Source organism: Lichenibacterium dinghuense (assembly GCF_021730615.1).
GTDB lineage: Bacteria > Pseudomonadota > Alphaproteobacteria > Rhizobiales > Beijerinckiaceae > Lichenihabitans > Lichenihabitans dinghuensis.
In genome coordinates this window covers 2707138-2728432 of sequence record NZ_JAJLMN010000001.1, presented here as the reverse complement: position 1 = coordinate 2728432, position 21295 = coordinate 2707138, and the positions used below count along the sequence as shown (strand labels likewise).

19 protein-coding genes are annotated in these 21295 nt (G+C 72.3%); 11 read left to right on the top strand and 8 right to left on the bottom strand.

The genetic code is table 11. From position 1 onward, the window contains the following. The first annotated feature begins 327 nt into the window (after positions 1-327). A complete protein-coding gene (locus tag L7N97_RS13080; protein ID WP_237478750.1) occupies positions 328-2013 on the top strand; it encodes a hybrid sensor histidine kinase/response regulator in 1686 nt (561 codons plus the stop codon). 52 nt (positions 2014-2065) lie between these two features. On the opposite strand, the gene L7N97_RS13075 is transcribed toward L7N97_RS13080, so the two are convergent. Continuing rightward, positions 2066-4984, bottom strand: coding sequence for a PAS domain S-box protein (locus L7N97_RS13075; RefSeq protein ID WP_237478749.1), 2919 nt, complete (start codon positions 4982-4984; stop codon positions 2066-2068). Positions 4985-5107: 123 nt separating this feature from the next. Then, a complete protein-coding gene (locus tag L7N97_RS13070; RefSeq protein WP_237478748.1) occupies positions 5108-6127 on the bottom strand; it encodes a sugar-binding transcriptional regulator in 1020 nt (339 codons plus the stop codon). Between the two features lie 359 nt (positions 6128-6486). Between L7N97_RS13070 and L7N97_RS13065 the strand changes: the two genes are divergently transcribed. The 7 genes from L7N97_RS13065 (at position 6487) to L7N97_RS13035 (ending at position 12143) form a co-directional block, all read left to right on the top strand. Beyond that, complete coding sequence (locus L7N97_RS13065; RefSeq protein WP_237478746.1) at positions 6487-6723, top strand: hypothetical protein; 237 nt, start codon at positions 6487-6489, stop codon at positions 6721-6723. Between the two features lie 137 nt (positions 6724-6860). Continuing rightward, complete coding sequence (locus tag L7N97_RS13060) at positions 6861-7046, top strand: hypothetical protein (protein ID WP_237478744.1); 186 nt, start codon at positions 6861-6863, stop codon at positions 7044-7046. A 169-nt stretch (positions 7047-7215) separates the two neighbouring features. Beyond that, a complete protein-coding gene (gene epsC, locus L7N97_RS13055) occupies positions 7216-8175 on the top strand; it encodes a serine O-acetyltransferase EpsC (protein ID WP_237478732.1) in 960 nt (319 codons plus the stop codon). A gap of 53 nt (positions 8176-8228) precedes the next feature. After that, positions 8229-9248, top strand: a complete 1020-nt coding sequence (locus L7N97_RS13050) for a sulfate ABC transporter substrate-binding protein (RefSeq protein WP_237478731.1) — start codon at positions 8229-8231, stop codon at positions 9246-9248. A 109-nt stretch (positions 9249-9357) separates the two neighbouring features. Further along, positions 9358-10221 (top strand): sulfate ABC transporter permease subunit CysT, encoded by an 864-nt coding sequence (gene cysT / locus L7N97_RS13045; protein WP_428980991.1) that lies wholly within the window; start codon positions 9358-9360, stop codon positions 10219-10221. Next, a complete protein-coding gene (gene cysW / locus L7N97_RS13040) occupies positions 10214-11071 on the top strand; it encodes a sulfate ABC transporter permease subunit CysW (RefSeq protein WP_237478730.1) in 858 nt (285 codons plus the stop codon). The genes cysT and cysW overlap by 8 nt, the downstream gene beginning before the upstream one ends. A gap of 34 nt (positions 11072-11105) precedes the next feature. Continuing rightward, positions 11106-12143 carry a sulfate/molybdate ABC transporter ATP-binding protein gene (locus tag L7N97_RS13035; RefSeq protein WP_237478727.1) on the top strand — a complete coding sequence of 346 codons (1038 nt, stop codon included), beginning with the start codon at positions 11106-11108 and terminating at the stop codon, positions 12141-12143. Between the two features lie 23 nt (positions 12144-12166). Here L7N97_RS13035 and L7N97_RS13030 read toward each other — a convergent pair whose 3' ends face one another. After that, the gene (locus L7N97_RS13030) at positions 12167-12517 is read right to left on the bottom strand and encodes a hypothetical protein (protein WP_237478726.1); all 351 of its coding nucleotides are present in this window, start codon (positions 12515-12517) and stop codon (positions 12167-12169) included. A 459-nt stretch (positions 12518-12976) separates the two neighbouring features. Here L7N97_RS13030 and L7N97_RS13025 point away from each other — a divergent pair, with 459 nt between their 5' ends. Continuing rightward, a complete protein-coding gene (locus L7N97_RS13025) occupies positions 12977-13402 on the top strand; it encodes a hypothetical protein (RefSeq protein ID WP_237478725.1) in 426 nt (141 codons plus the stop codon). 102 nt (positions 13403-13504) lie between these two features. Here the strand turns inward: L7N97_RS13025 and L7N97_RS13020 are convergent, their stop codons facing one another. Further along, entirely contained in the window at positions 13505-14878 is a 1374-nt protein-coding gene (locus L7N97_RS13020) for a hypothetical protein (protein ID WP_237478724.1), read from the bottom strand. 57 nt (positions 14879-14935) lie between these two features. Between L7N97_RS13020 and L7N97_RS13015 the strand changes: the two genes are divergently transcribed. Further along, positions 14936-15610, top strand: a complete 675-nt coding sequence (locus L7N97_RS13015; protein WP_237478722.1) for a hypothetical protein — start codon at positions 14936-14938, stop codon at positions 15608-15610. Beyond that, positions 15520-15966, top strand: coding sequence for a transposase (locus tag L7N97_RS13010; RefSeq protein ID WP_309242863.1), 447 nt, complete (start codon positions 15520-15522; stop codon positions 15964-15966). Before L7N97_RS13015 ends, L7N97_RS13010 begins: the two co-directional genes overlap by 91 nt. 179 nt (positions 15967-16145) lie before the next feature. On the opposite strand, the gene L7N97_RS13005 is transcribed toward L7N97_RS13010, so the two are convergent. From L7N97_RS13005 to L7N97_RS12990, 4 genes are all read right to left on the bottom strand, one after another. After that, a complete protein-coding gene (locus L7N97_RS13005; protein WP_237478721.1) occupies positions 16146-16610 on the bottom strand; it encodes a cyclic nucleotide-binding domain-containing protein in 465 nt (154 codons plus the stop codon). A gap of 38 nt (positions 16611-16648) precedes the next feature. Continuing rightward, positions 16649-19351 carry an ABC transporter transmembrane domain-containing protein gene (locus L7N97_RS13000; RefSeq protein WP_237478719.1) on the bottom strand — a complete coding sequence of 901 codons (2703 nt, stop codon included), beginning with the start codon at positions 19349-19351 and terminating at the stop codon, positions 16649-16651. Between the two features lie 148 nt (positions 19352-19499). After that, on the bottom strand, positions 19500-20543 hold the full coding sequence (locus L7N97_RS12995) for a GNAT family N-acetyltransferase (protein ID WP_237478718.1): 1044 nt from the start codon (positions 20541-20543) through the stop codon (positions 19500-19502). A 118-nt stretch (positions 20544-20661) separates the two neighbouring features. Then, a complete protein-coding gene (locus L7N97_RS12990; protein ID WP_237478717.1) occupies positions 20662-21285 on the bottom strand; it encodes a hypothetical protein in 624 nt (207 codons plus the stop codon). Positions 21286-21295: the final 10 nt, after the last annotated feature.

The window sequence follows — 21295 nt, the reverse complement described above, 5'->3', positions numbered from 1 at the left end:
CCCCGCCGCTCGCCGCACGAGGTGTCGGCCGAAGGCGAGGCGGCCTTCCGGGATGCGGTCGTCGCGGTGGCATCGGGCGTGGGACCTGCCCTCGAAGACCTTCGCGGCGGCGACCGTGTCGGGCCGGATCCTCGCGCGGAGCCGCCCCGCCATCGGGCCGAACGGCGCCCCGGATCGGCCACGCTTGGCGGCCATGGTCGGGCCGTGGGATTCCGCGGTGGTCCGGCCCTGCCGCGACGACCCCGGGATGAGATCGAGGTGGATCGGTGCGGCCAGGCGCGGTAGAAAGGTGTCGTGGCCGGTCCTGGCCCGGGGCGCGCTGACGCCATGCGATACGAGCTCAAGCAACGCGCGAGCGCCGCCCTCGACATCGTCCGGGCCGGCTCCCGCCGCCTCGTGTATCGCGCCGCGGCCGCGGCCATGCTCGCCGTGATGCTGCTCGTGGCGGGCGTGCTCTGGGGCTACTGGTCGAACCTCTACAAGGACGCGCAGGCGCGGTCCGCCACCCTGGCCCTCCTGCTGGCCGAGCAGACCACCCGCACCTTCCAGGCCGTGGACCTGACCCTGGCGGGGCTGGAGCCGGTGCTCAGCACCGTGCCGCCCCTGCCCGACCACGCCCCCGCGGTCGAGAAGCTGCTCGCCCAGCGCGTGGCCGAGCTCGACTTCGTCCGCGCGATCTCCGTGGTGGACGCGGCGGGCCGGGTCACGCAGACCTCCGGCGCCCTGACCGGGATCGTCGCCGACGGGGCGGCGCAACCCTACCTCGACCAGTTCCGGCGCGACCCCGACCTCAAGTTCCTGGTCGGCCAGCCGCTGTTCTCCAGCCCGGGGCGGCTCAGCGCCATCCCGGTCATGCGGCGCCTGTCGACGCCCGCGGGCGACCTCGACGGCATGGTGGTGGCGAGCGTCGAGCCGCAGTACTTCTCCGACTTCTACCGCAACCTCGACCTCGGCCGGCGCGGCTCGATCGACCTCTACCAGGACAACGGCTCGATCCTGCTGGCCTCGACCAGCGAGGCGCCCGCGCCCGACGCGCCCCTGCCGCTCGCCGCCGCGCCGAGCTTCGACCTCGCCTCCACGCTGGGCAACTTCCGCTCGCCCGGCGCGGTCTCGGATCAGCGGCTGATCGCCTTCCACCGGGCCGGGTCCTACCCGCTCGTGGTGGCGGTGGGCATCGACCTCGCGGACCTGCGGGCGCGCTGGTGGCGCATCGCCTGGCCCTCGATCGCCGCGACGGTCGCCATCGCGGCGCTCGGCTGGTCCCTGGCCGTCACCGCCGTGCGGCGGCTCGACGAGCGGCGCCGCGCCCGCAGCCGCGCCGTGATGGTGCAGAAGCTCGAAGCGCTCGGCCAGATGACCGCCAGCGTGTCGCACGACTTCCGCAACCTCCTCGCCGTGATGACCTCGACGCTGCGGCTGGTGCGCCGGCGCGGCCCCGACGAGACGGTCCTGCGCGCCGCCGAGGAGGCCCTGGAGCGCGGCGACAAGCTGATCGGCCAGCTCCTGGCCTTCTCGAAGAACAGCGAGCTGCAGGCCCGCCCGGTCTCGATCAACGCGCTCCTCGACGCGCTCGACGGCATGCTGCGCCACGCCGCCGGGGCCGGGATCGCGCTCTCCTACGACAAGGGCGAGGACCTGCCGCTCTGCCAGGCGGACGCGACGCAGTTCGACGCCGCGCTGATGAACCTCGTGGTCAACGCCCGCCAGGCCATGCCGGGCGGCGGCCGGGTGACCATCGTCACCCGCTCGGCCGGCGCCCGCGGGGTGGAGCTCAGCGTCGCCGACACGGGCACCGGCATCGCGCCGGGCGACCTCAAGCGCGTGTTCGAGCCCTTCTTCACCACCAAGGCCGAGGGCGGCACCGGGCTCGGGCTCGCCCAGGTGTTCGGCTTCATGCGGCGCATCGGCGGCGACGCCACGGTGACGAGCCAGGTGGGCGTCGGCACGACCTTCACGCTGCTGTTCCCGCTCGCGGCGGAGCAGCGCAAGGAGGCGGCGCGGCCGGCGGCGTGAGGCCAAGCCCGCGCATGGGGAAACGGAGCGTTCCTCGACGGCCGGTTTTCGCTCACCCCGCCTCGATCATCGCCCTGATCCGCCCCGCCAGCGCGTCGATGGTGAAGGGCTTGGTGAGCATCTGCAGGCCGGGGTCGAGGCGGCCCTCGCCGAAGGTGGCGTCCTCGGCGTAGCCGGTGATGAACAGCACGCGGAGCCCCGGCCGCAGCCGCCGCCCCTGCTCGGCCAGCTGCCGGCCGTTCATGCCCGGCAGGCCCACGTCGGTGACCAGCAGGTCGACGCGCTCGCCCCCCTGCAGAACCTTCAGGCCCGACGGCCCGTCGGGCGCCTGCAGGGCCCGGTAGCCGAGGTCGGCCAGGACCTCGACGACGAGGTCGCGCACCGACAGCTCGTCCTCCACCACCAGCACGGTTTCGGCCGCCCGCGCGCGGAGCGAGGCGGCCGGGCCGGGGCGCGCCGCCTCGCCGGCCGCGGCGCCGGCGAAGCGCGGCAGCAGGATCCGCACGCGCGTGCCGCGGCCGGGGGCGGTGTCGATCGCGACATGCCCTTCCGACTGGCGCACGAAGCCGTAGACCATCGACAGGCCGAGCCCCGTGCCCTGCCCCATCGGCTTCGTGGTGAAGAAGGGGTCGAAGGCCCGCGCCGCCACCTCGGGCGCCATCCCGCCGCCCGTGTCGGCCACGGTCAGGGCCGCGTAGTCGCCCGGCGCCGGGCCGTCCGGCGCGGCCTCGCCCACCGTCACGTTGCCGGTCTCGATCGCGAGGCGCCCGCCGTCCGGCATGGCGTCGCGCGCGTTGATGACGAGGTTGAGCAGGGCGTTCTCGAGCTGGTGCGGGTCGCACAGCGTGGGCCACAGCCCTTCGGCCAGCGACACCTCGAAGCCGATCGCCTCGCCGGTGGTGCGGCGCAGGAGATCCTCCATCGTGCCGACGAGGCGGCCCATGTCGGTGGGGCGCGGGTCGAGCGGCTGGCGGCGCGAGAAGGCCAGCAGGCGGTGGGTCAGCGCCGCGGCCCGGTCGGCCGAGCGGACCGCGATCTCGACGTAGCGGCCGACGTCGCCGGTGCGCCCCTGCGCGATGCGCCGCTGCATCAGGTCGAGCGCGCCCGTGATGCCGGTGAGCAGGTTGTTGAAGTCGTGCGCGATGCCGCCCGTGAGTTGGCCCACCGCCTCCATCTTCTGCGACTGGCGCAGCGCGTCCTCGGCCTTGGCCAGGGCGGCGGCGGCGTCCTTCTCGTCGGTCACGTCGCGCACGATGCAGTAGATCAGCCCGTCGTGCGGCACCGCGCTCCACGAGAACCAGCGGTAGGAGCCGTCGCGGTGCCGGTAGCGGTTCTCGAAGGCCGGCACCGTCAGCCCCTCGGCCAGGAGCGCCAGGGCGCTGGTGGTGCGCCACAGGTCGTCGGGGTGGACCAGCGCGATGGACGACGTGTCGAGCAGGTCCTCCGGCGTTCGGCCGAGCGTCTCGGCCCAGGCGGGGTTGAGCCGCACGAAGGTGCCGTCGAGGCGCGCCACGCAGAGCATGTCGCGCGCGTGGCGCCAGATGCTGTCGAGCTCGTGGGTTCGCGCCGCGACGGCCGCCTCCAGCGTCTCGTTCATGCGCCGCAGCGCGGCCTCGGCGTCCTTGCGCGCGCCGATGTCCTCGATGCAGACGACGCCGCCCGCGATGCCGCCCGCGGCGTCGCGGATCGGCGCCGCGGTGAGCTGCACCCAGGCCAGCGTGTCGTCGCCGCGCCGGTACAGGTATTCCTCGCCGGCCGAGGTTTCGCCCCGCGTGATGGCCCGCGCCAGGGGATAGCGGTCGAGCTCCAGCCGGGTCCGGTCCGGCCTGTGGAGGATCCAGTCGCGGTGCTGCTCCACCGCCTCGGTGGGGATCAGCTTGTGGCCGAAGATCTCGTCGGCGCGCGGGTTCTGCCCGACGACGCGGCCCGAGGGCGCCTCGGCGAACAGGATGCCGACGGGCGCCGCGTCGAGCACGGCCTTGAAGCGCAGCCGCTCCGCGTCCCGCTCGGCTTCGGCCGAGCGCGACGCCGTGACGTCGATGGCGATGCCGGCCAGGCGCCGCGGCGCGCCGTCCTCAGCCCGGTAGCAGCGGCCGCCGAGCAGCAGCCACAGCGCGGACCGCGGCGCGGTGCCCCCCTCCGGCGCCACGCGGAACTCGGTCACGAAGTCCCGCCCCTCGGCGAAGGCCGCCCCGACCTCCCGCCCCACCCGGTCCCGGTCCTCGGCGCGGACCCGGGCCAGGAGCGCGCCGGGGTCGAGGCCCGCCGCCGCGGCCTCGGGCGGCAGGCCGAGGAAGCCCGCGAAGCGCGCGTCGCCGCGCACGAGGCCGGTGCCCGCGTCCCAGTCGACGAAGCCGACGAGCCCGCTCGCCAGGGCGGCGTCGGACCGCTCGCGGCTGTCGCGCAGGCTCCGCGCGGCGGCGCGGCGCTCCGCCTCGGCGCGGCGCTCGCGCGCGAACGCCCGGTCGCGCTCCGCCACGGCCCGGCGCAGGTCGAGCTGCGCCATCACGGACCGTCCGAGCGCCTTCAGGATGAAGAGCTGCTGCTCGTCGAGCGTCCGGGGGCGGTGGTCGAGGACGCAGAGCGTGCCGATGGCGACGCCGTCCGGGGTTTTCAGCGGCACGCCGGCGTAGAAGCGCGGCGCCGGCCCGGCGAAATCGCGCAGGGCGCCTCCGGGCAGGGCCGCCGTGTCGGGGACCACGAAGATCTCGTCCGCGTCCAGCGTCGCGGCGCAGAGCGGGGCCGTCGCGGGCAGTTCGCGGCGGCCGATCCCGATCTCGGCCTTGAACCATTGGCGGTGGCGGTCGAGGAAGTTGATGTGGGCGATGGGCGTGTCGCAGGCCCGCGCCGCCACAGCGACGATGTCGTCGAACTCGGGCTCGCGGTCCGTGTCCAGAATCGCGTAGGCGCGGAGCGCCTCCAGGCGTTTCCGTTCGCGGTCACCGGCCGGGTCGTCGGTGGGCGTTGGCAAGGGTCCTGATCCCATCGGCGGAGCGGCCGAGCTTTGGCTGCCGAGACTGGCCCAACCCGCGGTTCGGCGCAACGGCCCGCCGCGCCTCGGGTGATCCTGAAAAGGCCACCCCCGACGTTTCCCTCAGGTTGCGGTGTCGGGTGCGGGGCCGGCCAGCTCCAGCAGCGCCGTCGCGGTAACCTCGTCGGTGATCAGCACGGTCGGCCGCGCGAGCCGGATCGCGCCCAGCAGGGCCCGGACCTTGCCGGGGCCGCCGGACGCGATGACGCGCGCCGGCGCGGACCGGATGCTGTCGACCGGCACCGCCATCACGCGGGCGTTGATCGGATGGTCGAGCAGGGCGCCGTCGACGTCGAAGAACTGGTACAGGAGGTCGCCGACCGCCCCGGCGTCGAGCAGCGAGCGCCGCTCCTCCTCGGAGAAATAGCCGAAGCGGTAGGAGATGTTGTCCGGCCCCATGCTGCCGACGCTCATCACCACGGCGTCGAGCTCCCGGCCGAGGTCGAAGATCTCGCCGAGGCCGCAGCGCTCGACCAGCGCCCGCTTGGTGTCGGGGCTGTCCACCACGGCCGGGGCCGGGATCAGGAAGCAGTCGGCGCCGAGCAGGCGGGACAGCTGCCAGGCGAAGTCGGCCGGGTTGTACTGCAGCACCTTGGCGATGCCGCCGAGCATCGACACGACGCTGAGGCCCGGCACCACGCGCTCGTCGATGGCGCCGAGGGCGGCGATCATCGTCTTGCCCCAGCCGACGCCGACCCGCATGCCGGGCCTGAGCAGGTCGGACAGGGTGCGCCCCGCGGCGGCCCCGATCGGCAGGGTGGGGTCGGCGTCGGGGCCCGACAGGGGCGCCACCACGACCTCGCCGATGCCGAACCGCCGCTCCAGCCCGCGCTCCAGCGCGGTGAGTTCGGCGATGTCGCGGCTGAGCGAGACGCGGACCTCGCCGAGCGCCTGCGCGTCCGACAGCAGGCGCACCACGGTGACGCGCCCGATGCCGAGCGCTTCCGCGATGGCGGTCTGGGTCATCTCCTCGACGTGGTACATCCAGGCGGCGCGCAGCCGCAGCCGTTGCGACCGGCGCCCCGGCTGCAACGTCCCGTCCGGGGGCGGCGTGGCGGGTCCCCCGCGGCTGTCCTTGGCCATGGCCCGATCCTTAAACGCCGAGCGGCGGCGCCACAACGGTCCGTTCAGCGCCGCGACGGCCAGAGCAGGATCCAGCCCAGCAGGCCGAGCAGGGCGAGACTGCCCAGGAAAGCCCCGACATAGGCGACCATCAGGTTCACGCGGCGCCTCCCGCCGGGACGACGCCGGCGCGGCCGGCGGCCGGGACGGCGTTCCGGGGCGCATCGCGGGTCATGGACCGGAGCGGTAGCCCCGCGCCGGCCCCCGATCTCTCACACATGATGGTGGACGCGCCGCTTTCCGCCCGGCCCGGCGGCGGAGCGGAACTCGCGACGCGAGCACCCGCGTTCCCACGCATACCCGGATCGGAGATGGACGGCATGACGGTCGAGCGACGGTTTTCCAACCTGTTCCCCACGGGCGAGGAAGCCCACGCCTTCGAGACCGCGGTGCGCGGCGCGGCCCTCGAAGCCGGCCTGTCTGTCGGGCCGGGGGGCGTGACCGACCGCGGCCTGCCCGGCCACGACGTGCTCATCGTGCTGAGCGGCGCCCGCGAAGCCCTCGACGCTTTCGCGGCCGAGCGGCACGAGGGGACGACGCTCGCACCCCTGCGCTGAACGGGCGCTCGACCCGCCCGCGAGATCGGCGGTGGCCAATGCGCAGCCATGCGCCTCCACGGGGCACCCGACCCTCGATGCCGCGCTGCGGCAGGCTTGTCTCGTGTCGCGACGGCGGCGGCCGGAGGGGGTCTCGGATGGATCATCGCATGCAGCGGGCGGACGGGCGGTCCGTGTCCGAGATCCTGGCCGACGCCCGCGCCCTCCAGGGGCGGCACGGCCCCGGCCTGCTCGACGCCGCGATGCGCTGGCTGCGCGCGGAAGCCGCGGCGCGGGCCGGCGACGCCCCGACGCCGTCGCATCGCCAACTGGTCCTGCACTGACGGGCGCGACCGGGATCGGGTCGCCGCCCGGCAGGGCCGACCCCGCTCGGAACGCCGGACGGCCGGCCGGCGAGCCGCCGACGCAAGTTTCAATTTATCTATAGACATTGTAGATTTTCAGGGTAGCTTGGCGCCGATCGACCGGTTCCGCCCAGAGGCCCCATCCGCGATGCTCGACAGCAAACTCCAGCGAAGGGCCGGCTTCGGCCTGTCGTCGCCCGCGCCGATGTCGCGCTACGACATCGACGGGGTCGCGACGGCGCTGCGCCTGTCGCGGGACCACACCCACAACATCCGCCATGGCGGCCGCATCCGCCCGATGCCGTCGCGCGACGCCCTCGCGGGCATCGTGGCGGACCTGTCCGCGGCCCTGTTCCCGAGCCACTACGGCCAGTCCCAGAGCGGCGCCGCCGCCTTCGACGGCTTCGTGTGCGGCACGCTGTCGACGGCGCTGGGGCTGCTCGAGGACCAGGTGCGCCTCGGCCTCGCCTTCGCGGACGAGGACCTGGCGCCGGCGGGCGGGGCGGACGGCAGGGCGCTCGACATCACCCGCTCCTTCGCGGCGGCGCTGCCCGAGGTCCGCGCGCGGCTCGTCGGCGACCTCCGCGCCGCGCTCGACGCCGACCCCGCCGCGTCGAGCGCCCCCGAGATCCTGCTCGGCTATCCGGGCATGGCGGCGCTGCTGCACCACCGCCTGGCGCACGTGCTGCACGGGCTCGGCGCCGGCTTCCCGGCGCGGCTCATCTCGGACGTCGCCCGCTCGCTGACCGGCATCGAGATCCACCCCGGCGCCACGGTCGGCGACAGCTTCTTCATCGACCACGGCACCGGCGTGGTGATCGGCGAGACCGCGATCGTGGGCGACCGCGTCCGCCTGCACCAGGGCGTGACGCTCGGGGGCCGGCACGCCCCGGCGGGCACGTCGCTCCGCGGCGTCCAGCGCCACCCGATCCTCGAGGACGACGTCGTGGTCTACGCCAACGCCACGCTGCTCGGCCGCATCACGGTCGGCCGCGGCTCCATCATCGGCGGCAACGTCTGCCTGAACGCCAGCGTGCCGCCCGGCAGCCGCGTCACCCAGGCCTCGGCGTCGCGAAACGGCGCCGAAGCGCAGCGGCTGTCCGACTGACCCCTTCCACCGTGGGACGGTCGACGTCCCTCCCTCACGGCCCGAGAACCCCCATGTCAGCGCGATCGCTCATCCTGTCCGGCGCGGCCGGCGTCGCCCTCCTGCTCGGCCTCGCCGGGGCGGCCGGCGCGGCGAGCCTCCTCAACGTCAGCTACGACCCGACGCGGGAACTCTACAAGGACATCAACAGGGTCTTCGCCGACGACTGGAAGGCCAAGACCGGCGAGACCGTGACGATCCAGGCCTCGCACGGCGGCTCGGGCGCCCAGGCGCGCTCGGTGATCGACGGCCTCAAGGCCGACGTCGTGACGCTGGCGCTCGCCGCCGACATCGACGCCATCGCGTCGAAGACCGGGCGCATCGCGGCGGACTGGCAGAGCCGCCTGCCCGACCGCTCCTCCCCCTACACGTCGACGGTCGTGTTCCTGGTGCGCAAGGGCAACCCGAAGAACATCAAGGACTGGGACGACCTCGCCAAGCCCGGCATCTCGGTCGTCACCCCGAACCCGAAGACGTCCGGCGGCGCCCGCTGGAACTTCCTCGCCGCGCTCGGCTACGGCCGCAAGGCGAACGGCGACGACCCGAAGAAGGCGCAGGACTTCGTGGCCGCCATCTACAAGAACGCCCCCGTGCTCGACGCGGGCGCGCGCGGCGCCACCGTGTCCTTCGCCCAGCGCGGCCTCGGCGACGTGCTGATCGCGTGGGAAAGCGAGGCCTTCCTGGCCTCGGAAGAGTTCGGCCGCGACAAGTTCGACATCGTGGTGCCGTCGCTGTCCGTGCTGTGCGAGCCGCCCGTGGCCGTGGTGGACGCCAACGTCGACCAGAAGGGCACCCGCAAGGAGGCGGAGGCCTACCTTCAGTTCCTGTACACCCCGGCCGGGCAGAAGATCATCGCCCACGACTTCTACCGGCCGATCCACCCCGAAGCCGCCGACCCGGCCGACCTCGCCCGCTTCCCGAAGCTCGACCTCCTGACGGTCGACAAGGACTTCGGGGGTTGGACCAAGGCGCAGGCGACCTATTTCGCCGACGGCGGCATGTTCGACCAGATCCAGGCGGCGAACCACCAGTGAAGCCCTCGAATGTCGCCCGTCTCCGACAGCCGGCCATCCCCGCCTGCGCGGGGATGAGCGGAGGGGGGCATCACGGTCGTTTCACGGCGCGTCCGGGAAGGGGGCCGGCATGTCGGTCCTGACCGTCGAGGCGCCGGCCCGCCGCCGGTTCCGGCGCGCCAGCGCCCTGCCGGGCTTCGGCCCGGCGATGGGCTTCACGCTGCTCTACCTCGGCCTGATCGTGCTGTTCCCGCTCGCCGTGCTGGCGTGGCGCGCGACCGGCATCGGCCCGGCTGGGGCGGCGCGCATCGTCACCGATCCCCGCATCCTGTCGGCCTTCCGGGTGTCGTTCGGCACGGCCTTCGCGGCCGCCTGCATCGACACTCTGTTCGGCGTGCTGCTCGCCTGGGTGCTGACGCGCTACCGCTTTCCCGGCCGCCGCCTGCTCGACGCCGCCGTGGACCTGCCCTTCGCGCTCCCCACCGCGGTCGCCGGCATCGCGCTCGCGTCGCTCTACGGGCCGAACGGGTGGCTCGGCGCGCCCCTGCTGCGGCTCGGCATCAAGGTCGCCTACACGCCGCTCGGCATCCTGGTGGCGCTGATCTTCGTCGGCCTGCCCTTCGTGGTGCGCTCCGTGCAGCCGCTGGTCGTCGACCTCGACCGCGAGGTGGAGGAAGCCTCGGCGACGCTCGGCGCGTCGCGGGCCCGGACCCTGTTCGCGGTGGTGCTCCCCACCCTCACGCCCGCGATCCTCACCGGCTTCGCGCTCACCTTCGCCAGGGCCGTGGGCGAATACGGCTCGGTGATCTTCATCGCCGGCAACGCCCCCTACGTGTCGGAGATCCTGCCCCTGATCATCGTGCAGCGCCTCGAAGAATACGACTACGCGGGCGCGACCGGCGTGGCGGTGGCCATGCTGCTCGTGAGCTTCACCGTGCTGCTCGCCATCAACCTCGTCCAGGCCCTCGGGCGCCGGAGGTACGGACATGGCTGACGCGGGTCCCCGGCGCGACGCCCTGGGCGAGAGCCCGGCCGTGCGCGTCCTCCTCATCGCGGTCGGGGCGGGGTTCCTCCTGCTGTTCGTCGCCGTGCCGCTCGTCGCCGTCTTCGTCGAGGCCCTCGGCAAGGGGGTCGACGGCTACCTCGCCGCCCTTTCCGAGCCCGACGCGCTGGCGGCCCTGCGGCTCACACTGACGGTGGCCGCCATCGCGGTGCCGCTCAACGCCGCCTTCGGGGTCGCGGCCTCCTGGTGCATCGCGAAGTTCGCCTTCCCGGGCAAGAGCCTGCTGCTGACCCTGATCGACATCCCCTTCTCGGTGTCGCCCGTGGTGTCGGGGCTGATCTACGTGCTGGTGTTCGGCGCGCAGGGCCTGCTCGGCCCCTGGCTCGACGCGCACGGGGTGCAGATCGTCTTCGCCGTGCCGGGCATCGTGCTCGCCACGGTGTTCGTGACCTTTCCCTTCGTGGCGCGGGAGCTGATCCCCCTCATGGAGGAGCAGGGCCGCGCCGACGAGGAGGCCGCGCTGACGCTGGGCGCCTCCGGCCTGCGCTGCTTCATGACCGTCACGCTGCCCAACATCCGCTGGGGCCTGCTCTACGGCGTGCTGCTCTGCAACGCCCGCGCCATGGGCGAGTTCGGCGCGGTGTCGGTCGTGTCGGGGCACATCCGCGGGCTCACCAACACGCTGCCGCTCCACGTCGAGATCCTGTACAATGAATACGACCTCGCCGCCGCCTTCGCGGTCGCTTCGCTCCTCGCTCTCCTGGCCCTCGTCACCCTGGCCCTCAAGGTTCTCCTCGAAGGGCGCCACGCCGACGCCCTCGCCGGCGCCCGGCGGCACTGACCCGGTGGGCGCGGCGGACGCCGCCCGCGCGGGCGTGAGCATCGCGGTGCGCGACCTCGTCAAGGCCTACGACGGGGGCGCCGCCCTGCGCGGCGTGTCGCTCGACGTCGACCGCGGCGAGCTGCTGGCCCTGCTCGGCCCCTCGGGGTCGGGCAAGACCACGCTGCTGCGCGTGATCGCGGGGCTCGAAAGCCACGAGGAGGGCAGCGTCGCCTTCGACGGCGCCTCGACGGCGGGCCTCGCCGTGGGCGAGCGCGGCGTCGGCTTCGTGTTCCAGCACTACGCCCTGTTCCGCCACATGACGATCTTCGACAACGTGGCCTACGGGCTGCGCGTGCGCCCGCGCCGCCGGCGGCCGTCCTCCGACGACATCCGCCGGCGCGTGCTGTCGCTCATCGACCTCGTGCAGCTCGGGGGGCTGGAGAAGCGCTACCCGGCGCAGCTCAGCGGCGGCCAGCGCCAGCGCGTCGCGCTCGCGCGGGCGCTCGCCATCGAGCCCCGCGTGCTCCTGCTGGACGAGCCCTTCGGCGCGCTCGACGCCCGCGTGCGCAAGGACCTGCGCCGCTGGCTGCGGGAGATCCACGAGCGCACGGGCCAGACCACGGTCTTCGTCACGCACGACCAGGACGAGGCGATGGAGCTGGCCGACCGCGTGGCCATCCTCAACGCCGGCCGCATCGAGCAGGTGGGCCGGCCCGCCGACATCTACGCCGCGCCGCGCACCGCCTTCGTGGCCTCCTTCGTCGGCGACCCGACCGCCCTCGACGTCGCGGTCGCGGGCGGCCGCGTGCGCTTGGCCGGCTTCGACATCGGCGCGGCGCCGGACGGCCTGCCCGACGGCGCGGCCCGCCAGTTCCTGCGCCCCGGCGACGCCGCGCTGGTTCCGGCCGGCCAGGGCGTGCCGGCCCGCGTCGAGACCCTGCTCTGGGCGTCGCGGGGCGCGCGGGCGGAGCTGAGCGTGGCGGGCCTGGCGCGCCGCGTCGAGGTCGACCTGCCGGACGCCGGCGGCCTGCGGGTGGGCGACCCCGTCGGCCTGCGCTTCCACAGCCTGAGGGTCTACTCGCCGGCCTGAAGCGGGGGATTTCGCGTCATACGTCAGCGCTCGAGCAGTCGAATCGATCGAACAGAGATTCGATTCACGGCCGCGAAGGCGAGCGTCCGGCCCGAGAAGGCATAGCGCAGCTTGGCGTCGTGGCGCGCCGCCCATCGCTCCTGCTCGGCCGCGATCCGGTCCGCCGGCCAGGCCCGCTCGCCCGCCGACAGCCAGGCGGCATCCCTCGGCCCGTCCGACAGGATGAGCAGGCACGCCACGCCCAGCAGCACGGCCGGCAGGCCCTCGATGAGGGACAGCCACGGCCAGCCATGGAGGCCCAGCGCCCCGTCGAAGATCAGGAGCCAGCCGGACAGGGGCGAGCCCAGCATGTCGGCGACCGGGATGCCGACCACCAGGAAGGCCGAGGTGGCCCGCGCCCGCCACGCGCCCGGGGACCAGTGGGTGGAGAGGGTCGCGCGGCTTCATCATGGGGCTGATCGACGACGGGGCGCGCGTGGGCGGCTTCCTCGCCCCCAGCATCATCGGCCAGCTCGCCTCGGGCTCCGGCGGGCTCCGGCCGGGCTTGGGATCACCCTGGCGTCCTTCGCCTTCGCCCTGGTCGCCCCCTCCTCGTCCCCGAAACGGAGGGCTGGACGCTGCGCTGATCGGGCGGACGGCGATGGCACCCTGATCCGAGCCGCCCTGACCGAAGCCGGAGCAGCGGCCACATCGACGGCCTCAAGCTCATCGAGCCCCAGAGCTGCGGGCGAGCGGGCCTCGATCTGCTCCAGCGCCGCATGGTTCTGGCCGCATGATCCGCGCAGAGTGAGCATCGCTGGAGCATCGAAGGGCTGTTCGGGCGACTGGAGCGCGTGCTGCACAGCGAGATCGCGAGCCTCGGCCAGCCGCGCGCGGCCTGCCTGGCCTTCGCGGCCGCGCTTTTGGCCCACAACGTGCTCGCCCTTGTGGCGCGCTGCGTGGAGCGGGCGCATGCGCCAGCCCCGCCCGTGTCGCTGTTCCACCTCGCGGTGCACATCCGCAGCGGCTTCGACGGCCTGCAGATCGCCGTGCCGCCCGAATACTGGCCCGGCCCGGTCGAGGGCGGCCTGACGGGTCTCGTCGAGCGCCTGCTGCAACTAGGCCGACGCATCGACCCCAGGCGCGTGGCCACCGCCAAGCGGGCCCCCAAGCGCAACGCGCCGAAGGTCTACGTCGACGGCAAAACAGCCCGCGCTCACGTCGCCACAGCCCGCGTCATGGCAAAGGCAGAGCTGGCACCTTGGAAGGGGTGGCTCTGAGGCTCTGACCTTATGGACGTCAATAAGGTCAGATCTCAGCCGCGCGACACGCCTCCCGCAAGGCCGCCTTCACCGCATTGATACGTTCATGACGCAGTATAACTAGAACGGCAGGAGCCTGACACCCAACAATTGTAACGCTAGCAGGCGACGGTCCTCATTCAGGCCCATAGAGGAGGGGCTAACGCAGAGCGGCGTCGTGAGCAAGATCTCCGGTGTCGCGCGTTTGATCGGCAATCTGACCTCGACGGGCCGGCCGACGTCGCCCGCCTCGTAGGAGAATGCTGTGTCGACGACGTGCTCACCGTCGATCGCGACAGACAGGAGCTGCCGGCGGTGGGCTTCGCCGAGCAGGGGACATACGGTCAAAACAACCTGCGTCTCGGGACGATCGGCAAAGTCCATGATGTGCAGACGCAGGATGTGGTAGATACCCTCAGACCAGACGAAGCTTCCGCTTTCGAGGCCGAACCAGCCATATCGCGCCAGCTGCGGAAATGTGGCAGGCGGGATGATCTGCGCGGCATGGACGACGGCGACCGGCGCATCGGCCCCGTCCACGGCGACGGCGACGGCGTTGAGAGACGCCGGCCGCGTGCCCTCGTCCATGAGCATCGAGGCCAGAAATTCCGGCACGTTGCTCGGACTGGTCTGATAGACCGCGGCCGTGTCGACAGCGAGCCGGGGCGAGAGACCCTCGGTCATCGCGCGCTCGACGAGCTCGAACACGCGGCGATCGGCATCAAACACGCCGGTTCTCCTCAACACATCGTCGTCCCGGTCGAGTAGCGCCTTGACGAAGCGATCGAGCGCGGCGCGGCGCCCCATCTCGGCCCCGATATTGTGATCGCCGTGGACGAACGAGACCCTGAGGTCGGCCCTGCGAGCCACCAAAGCGCGGACATGACGGACGTCCTCGGGGATGTCGATGGGGCAGAGAACGTGGACATGTCCGTCCGCTCTCATCGTCAGGCTGAGGTCGGGATAGCGGAAGGTTTCGACCTTGGCCCAGAGATCGTCAAACCGGTGATCGAAGGAGCAGGCCTCGTTCCCCAAAAGCACTTGGGGGCCCATGACGATGGCGTGATCGAATTTCAGGTCGTGGTCGAGGACGAGAAGCCCCGAGCCGCCCATGCTGAGGCCGAGGCCGATGCGCTCGGTGATCTCGTGTTCGGCGCAATAGCCTTCGATGAAGGCGACGACGTCACTCCACCCGGTCTCGTCGTTGAACCAGGAGCGGTTCAGGTCACGCAGGAAGATCACGTGATCGTGCAATCCGAGCCGTGTGAAGGTTCCGTTCCACTCGAGCGCCATCGACGGCCGTCCCGGTCGATCGGCCTGCGGCACGCCGATCCCGGCGAGGCTGACGATCAGTCGCGCGGTCGATCCATGCTTCACATCGATCTGATAGCCGCTGAACGTGTGCTTGACCGCTCCGGCAACTTCGCCTCGAAAGTGCGTGCACTCATCCGTCATCCAAGACCTTCACGTCCGTAAGATCACCGCTTCCTCAATATCGAATGTCAATCGGCGTTGAAAGTTGACTCCTCATCGGCGCTGAGCGCCGTGACCGGTGCAGAGGTTCCGGCGTGGCTCCGCAAAGTGCCAGCTGTCGAGACTCTGCGCCGTGTCTCGGTGCAGAATCTCTGTCGGCTGGACGACAATGTCGGCCCATCCGAACCCGTCAATTCTCAAGCCCTGCGCTGGCGCACCGAAGTGGAAGGCTATCCGCCATCGGCCATGATGGTGGCGTCGCCCTATGATCTCGACGTCCACTATGCCAAGAAGTGCCAGACGTCGTGGATCGGCTACAAAGTTCACCTCACGGAAACTTGCGAGATCGGACAACCCAACCTGATCACCCACGTTGAAACCACGGCGGCGCCGGTGGTGGACAGGGCCGTCCTGGCCGACGTGCACGCGGCGCTCAAGCACAAAGGCCTCCAGCCGGAGCGCCACCTCGTGGACGCCGGATACATAGATGCCGACGCCCTCGTGGCCAGCGCCCGCGATCATGGCGTCACGCTCGTCGGCCCACCCCGGCTCACAATCAATGGCAGGCGCGCACCGAGGGGGCCTTCGCCATCGCGCAGTTCGATCTCGACTGGGACCGGCAGATCGCCACTTGTCCGGCGGGCCAGACGAGCGAAAGCTGGATCCCGGACACCAACTGCGGCCATGACGACGTCCGCATCCGGTTCTCCCTGACGCACTGCAAGGCCTGCCCACTCAAGGCTCGGTGCACGCGCTCGAACCGGCGCGTCCTCGCCCCGCGCCGTCGGGAAGAGCACGAAACCCTCGTCGCGGCCCGGACCGCGGCCAAGGATCCGGCCTTCATCGCGGAACGAAAGCGCCGAGCCGGCATCGAAGGCACGCTGTCGAAGGCCGTACGCGCCAACGGCCTACGGCGCAGCCGCTATATGGGCGCGGCCAAGACCAACCTTCAGCAGGTTCTCACGGCGGCTGCGATCAACCTCGGCCGGATCACTGATTGGATCGCAGACCACAAGCCCGCACAGACCCGGAAATCCCCATTCAATCGCCTCGTGACGGCCCCCTCTTGAGCTCGCCCATTCGCCAGCAGTATCGAAACAGGGGCAATCCCCCACGTCGAGGCCTTGGCCGAACTGGAGCTTGTCGCGTGTGCGGAGGACGGCTGCTTGACGGTCCCCTCGACAGGATGGTGTCGACGACCCGCTTCGCGGCCCGAGCGGACCCGGGGCGGCGGGCCCGCCCTTCGCCCTCAATGCGCGTGGAACCTGTCGAGCTCGGCCTGGGCCAGCGCCTTGTTGGTGCGCTCCAGGCGGAAGGCCAGCACGCGCATCATGGCGATGCCCATGTCCGGGAAGCTCTTCAGCAGGCCCATGAGCTGGGTCTTGCCGATCACGAGGGTCTCGCAGGAACTCGAGGCCTTGACCGTGGCGGAGCGGGGCCGGTCGCACAGGATCGCCATGTCGCCGATGAAGTCGTTGCGCCCCACGGTCGCCACCTTCACCTCCGTGTCGCCGGCGCGGACGAAGACGTCGGCGGAGCCCTTCACGATCACGAAGGCGCGGTCGCCGAGCTCGCCCTCGACGCAGAGCACCTGCCCGCCGTCGAACTTCAGCCGCTGCGACGCGAAGGCCAGCAGCTTCAGCTTGGAAGGGTCCACGGAGGCGAAGATCGGCACCTCCCGCAGCACCTCGACGTCTTCCTTCAGCAGGCTCACGGTCCCCTCCCCCCATCCCGTCCCGATCACGCCGCCCGTCACGCGGACGCGCGCATCGGCTCTCGCTCGTGTTCCCGGTGCCGGCCGTCCCCCGCGGCGGAGTCGTCGACCACGCGGCCGTTCTCCATCCTCACGACGCGGTCGAAGTGGCGCGCCAGCGCGTCGCTCTCCAGGTTCCACAGCACCCCGAAGCCGGGCCGGCCGCCGGCGCCGCGGCTTTCGGCCACGATGCGCTCCACGATGGCGTCCTGGCTGCCGGGGTCGAGCTGCATCAGCCCGCGATGCACGAGCAGCAGGTCCGGCCGGCGCAGCAGGGCGCGCGCCATGGCAAGCTTCTGGCGCTGCGCGCCGCTGAGCCGCTTGCCGCCCGAGCCGACGTTGAAGCCGAGCCCCGTGTGGAACACGACCGGCCGGAGCCCGAGCTCGTCGACCGTGGCGCGCACCGCCGCCATGACGCGCGACTCCGCCTCGGCGATCCCGTAGGCCACGCGCCCCATCAGCACGTTGTCCTTGATGCTGGCGGCCTCGTTGTAGTGGTCCGGGTGGTAGAACGCGATGGCGGCCTGGTCCTCGCCCAGGGCGTCGTGGAAGGCGTGGCGGGCGTCGAGGAGGCCGCTTTCCAGCTCGGGGGTCAGCAGGCCCAGGCGGTCGCGCGGCTCGATGTAGCCGAAGGCGAGGTCAAGGAACACGGCCTGGTCGCCCGAGGCCGCCTCGGCGAAGGGGCGCGAGCCGACGCGCTTCAGCGCCGCCTGATAGTCGGGGAACTGCTCCGGCGTCATCAGGCTCAGCTGGTCGAACAGCGGGCTGTCGGCGTCGAGCCCCTCGAAGACCTCCAGGATGGTCGAGGCGATGTCCCGGCCCATGCCGAACAGCGCGGCGTCGAGCCGGTGCTCGGCCAGGACCTTGCGCACCGTCCGGTTCGAGCCGAGCTGGCGCAGGCTGTAGGTGTCGTCGAGCGGCGTGCCGAAGATCAGGTTCTCGGCGATCGTGGACTGCGAATTGTAGTGCTCGGGGTCGAAGGGCTCGACGAGCCCCGTCATGCCCCCGCCGTCCAGCTTCTCGCGGAGGATGGTGCGGGCTTCCACGAAGCGCTCCGCCGCCTCGTCCCAGATGTCGGGGATGCGGCGGTTCAGCCCGAAGGCCAGCACGTCGTGCTCGAGGTCCACCGTCACCATGGCGTCGTGCATGCGCTCGCCGAGGTCGTCGGGGCCGGACGCGTCCGCGGCCGCGTAGTCGACCCAGTCGGCGCGGACGTCGAGGTTGTTGCCGCGCGACTTGATCACGTCGTAGCGGCCGGGCGGGTCCGGCGGGCGGCTCGTGTGGCGGATGCCGAACAGCATCGCGTCCTCGATGGTGCCCTGCGGAAAGAAGGTGTCCACCCCCGCGAAGGAGGTGCGCCGCCCGGTGACGGCGAGGGGCACGTCCTTCAGGTCGGCGTCGCCCAGCGTGACGCGGCCTCCCTCCACCGCGTCGAGCCGCGCCAGCACGCCCACGAGCGTCTCGGCGCCGCTGGTCGAGCCGCCTTCGAGCGCCACGGCGTCGCCCACCCCCATGCGGAACGACAGGTTGTCGAGCAGGCGCACCCCGTTGCCGTCGATCACGGACACGTTGGACAGCGCCAGCTCGCCCGCGATGTGCGGCACGGGCCCGTCGTGGTCGGGCGGCGGCAGCAGCTCCACGGCCGTGTCGACGGAGAACTGCTCGATGATCTGCTCGTACTTGACCTCGACGTCGAGCCGCTGCTGGTCCCAATCGATCAGGTCCTTCACCGGCGACGGCAGGTCCTTGTAGGCCGAGATGACGGCGACGAGCTGGCCGATGTTCAGCGTGCCCATGATGGCGAAGAAGCCGCCCACCATGTAGAACAGGAAGGGCGTCACCTGCGCGAGCAGGTTGTTCAGGAACTTGACGAAGAACTTGCGCTGGTAGAGCTCGAAGCGGATGCCGAAGATCTTGACGAGGCGGGACGCGAGGTCGGCGCGGGCGTAGTCGGACGCGTCGTTGGTGTGGATGGCGGCGACGCCGTCGACGATCTCGCCGACCGCGCCGGCCAGCGCGCGGGATTCGAGCTGGCGCTGGCGGCCGAGCACGAGCTGGCGGCGCCGGAGCTTCGGGATCACGATCCCCTGCACGGCCAGCAGCACGAGCGCGATCAGCCCGAGATACGGGTTCTGCACCAGGATGAACACGATGGCGGTGAGGATCTGGCCCGCCAGGAACACCGGCTGCACGATGGCGTCGCCGATGAAGCCGCCGAGCGGCTCCACCTCGTCGCGGATCATGGTGGCGACCTCGGCGCCCTTCACCCGGCGGAACTCGCTCATGGGGAAGCGCAGCACCCGGTCCATCAGCTCGTAGCGGAACTGGCCGAGCATGCGCTCGCCGAGCCGTCCCTTGTAGAAGTTGATGTAGTATTTGAAGAGGCCGTTGATCACCACCAGCGCCAGGAAGGCGGCGGACAGCATCACCAGCGACGACACCCGGTCGAGGTCGAAGCCGTGCAGCACCTCGAGGAAGCCTTCCTGCTTCACCGAAAGGGGGACGGGGATGCGGATCTGGAAATAGTGCTGGGTGTCGCCGGGATGCTCGAAGCCCTTGGCCTGGATCGGGCCGTTGACGATGTATTTCGGGAGATCGAGCAGCCAGAACGAGAACGGCATCGAGGCCAGGATGATGAACAGGATCCAGATCTGCTCACGCCGGGTCTCGTTCCAGATGTAGCGGAAGAGGCTCGACTCCATGCCTTGGATCGCTCCGGCCCGGCCGCGCACGGCCGGGGAATGGGTGGTGACCGGGGGACCGGCCGACCTCCCATCATCGGCGCAACCCGCGATGAGGGCAAGGGGCGCGGCGAGGGCGCAACGCGGGAGCCGGCCGCCGCGCGCGGCCTCACGCGAAGTCGAAGTCGATCACCTCGAAGCGGGACAGCCGCAGCGGCGGCGCGTCCCGGGGGGCCTCCTGGGCGAAGTCGCGCGTCTGCAGGATCATGGGCGAGGGGCGGAAGCGGGCCGGCAGCAGCGCGCCCGGCAGCGGCACGGCGGCGTTGACCCCGGCGTAGACGAAGAGCGGCCGGCGGTGCGCCCGGCAGGCGGCCGACACGACGGCCGCCACCTCGCGCCGGCCCGGACGGGCGTTCGCGCGGGGCAGCAGCGCGCAGAGCAGCGTGTGGGCGGCGCGGCGGTCGCGCCGGGGCGCCGACACGAGCAAGAGGTCGTCGGTCGCGTGGAGCGCGTAGCCGGCGCCGGGCTTCCCCAGCCGCTCCCACAACCGCGCGCCGGTCCACAGCAGGCCGTCGCCCCCGCCGCCGCAGTAGCGGTCGAGCCAGGCGCGCCCCTCCTCCGCTCCGAGGTCCGCCACGCGGCGGGTCTCGACGCGGCGGCCGAGCCCGCCGAAGCCGCCCAGGCCCACGCGGATCTCCAGCCGCGCCGCCTCGGCGAGCGACAGGTAGCGGACGTTGACGCCGGCCGCGTTCTCGTTCGGCACCGCCACGATGAAGCGGATGGCCTCGTCGCGGCAGAACCGCTCCACCGACCCGTAGAGCGCCGCCATGGCGGCCTTGGAGCGGAACGCCTTCAGGATGAACAGGTCGACCAGCGCCACGGCCCGCTCGGGCCCGCGCGGGGTCGAAACCGTCTGGTGCACCAGCGCGATGTGGCCCACCTTGCGGCCCTCCGCGTGGGCGGCCAGCACGGTGGTGCCGTCCGTGAAGGCGCGCTCGTAGAGCCAGCGCAGGCCCTCGGCGGTGAAGCGGCCGGGCTCCGCCCCGAAGCCCTCGGCCGCGAGGGCCGCCGTGGCGGGATAGTCGAGCGCAGCCTCGGGGCGCACCTCGACCTCGGCGCGCCGCGCGCGGCGGGCCGCTCCGGGCCGCGGCGGCGCGGCCTCGACCGGGGCGGCCTCGAAGCCGTCGGCGGCGCGGCTGGGAACTGCCGACATGCGATCATCCCTCCTCGCGCCGCTGCACCGCGTCGGGGGCGGGGCGCCCTGGCCGCCCGACGGGTGAGGCTGCCACGCGAACCCTGAAGGGGGCTTTAAACGCGGGGTGGGGCGATCCTCACCAGTTCGGCAACCGCCCGTGGGCGAAGTGGAGGCCGAGCCAGACCAGCCCGCCCAGCGTCGCCACGCCGAGCCCGTCGACGGCGAGGCGCGCCGCCCGCAGCAGGGCGCGCCCCCGGCGGCCCGGCTCGGGGCCCTTCGGGGCCGCGGGCGGCGGGGCGACCGTCGCGGCGCGGCCCATGGAGGCCAGGAGCTGCTCGCGCTCGACGAGCCGCCGGGCGATGTAGGCCGTCACGGCCGCCACGGCGGCGGAGGCCCCCTCGCCCTCGTGCAGCACGGTGCGGGCGTGGCGCCGGTCCTGGATCAGGCGGTAGCTGCGCCGGTCGCGCGCCATCTCGACGAAGCACACCATGTCGATGAACAGGCGGGGGTGCTCGCCCGGCACGAGGCCCGCGTCGAACAGGTCGACCTCGGGCGGCACCTGGGCCAGCACGGGCTCCAGCATCTCGCGCAAGAGTTCGAGCCGGGCGAGCTCGGCGTCGCGCAGGTCGCCGAGCGCCTGCGCGCGGTCCGCCACCTCGGCGCGGGCGATGCGGACCGCGGCCGACAGGCTCGGCAGCCGCGCGATCCGCTCGGCCCCGCTCCGCTCCGTCCCGTCCCGCTCGGCGGGCACCTCGTCCATGCGGCTCCCC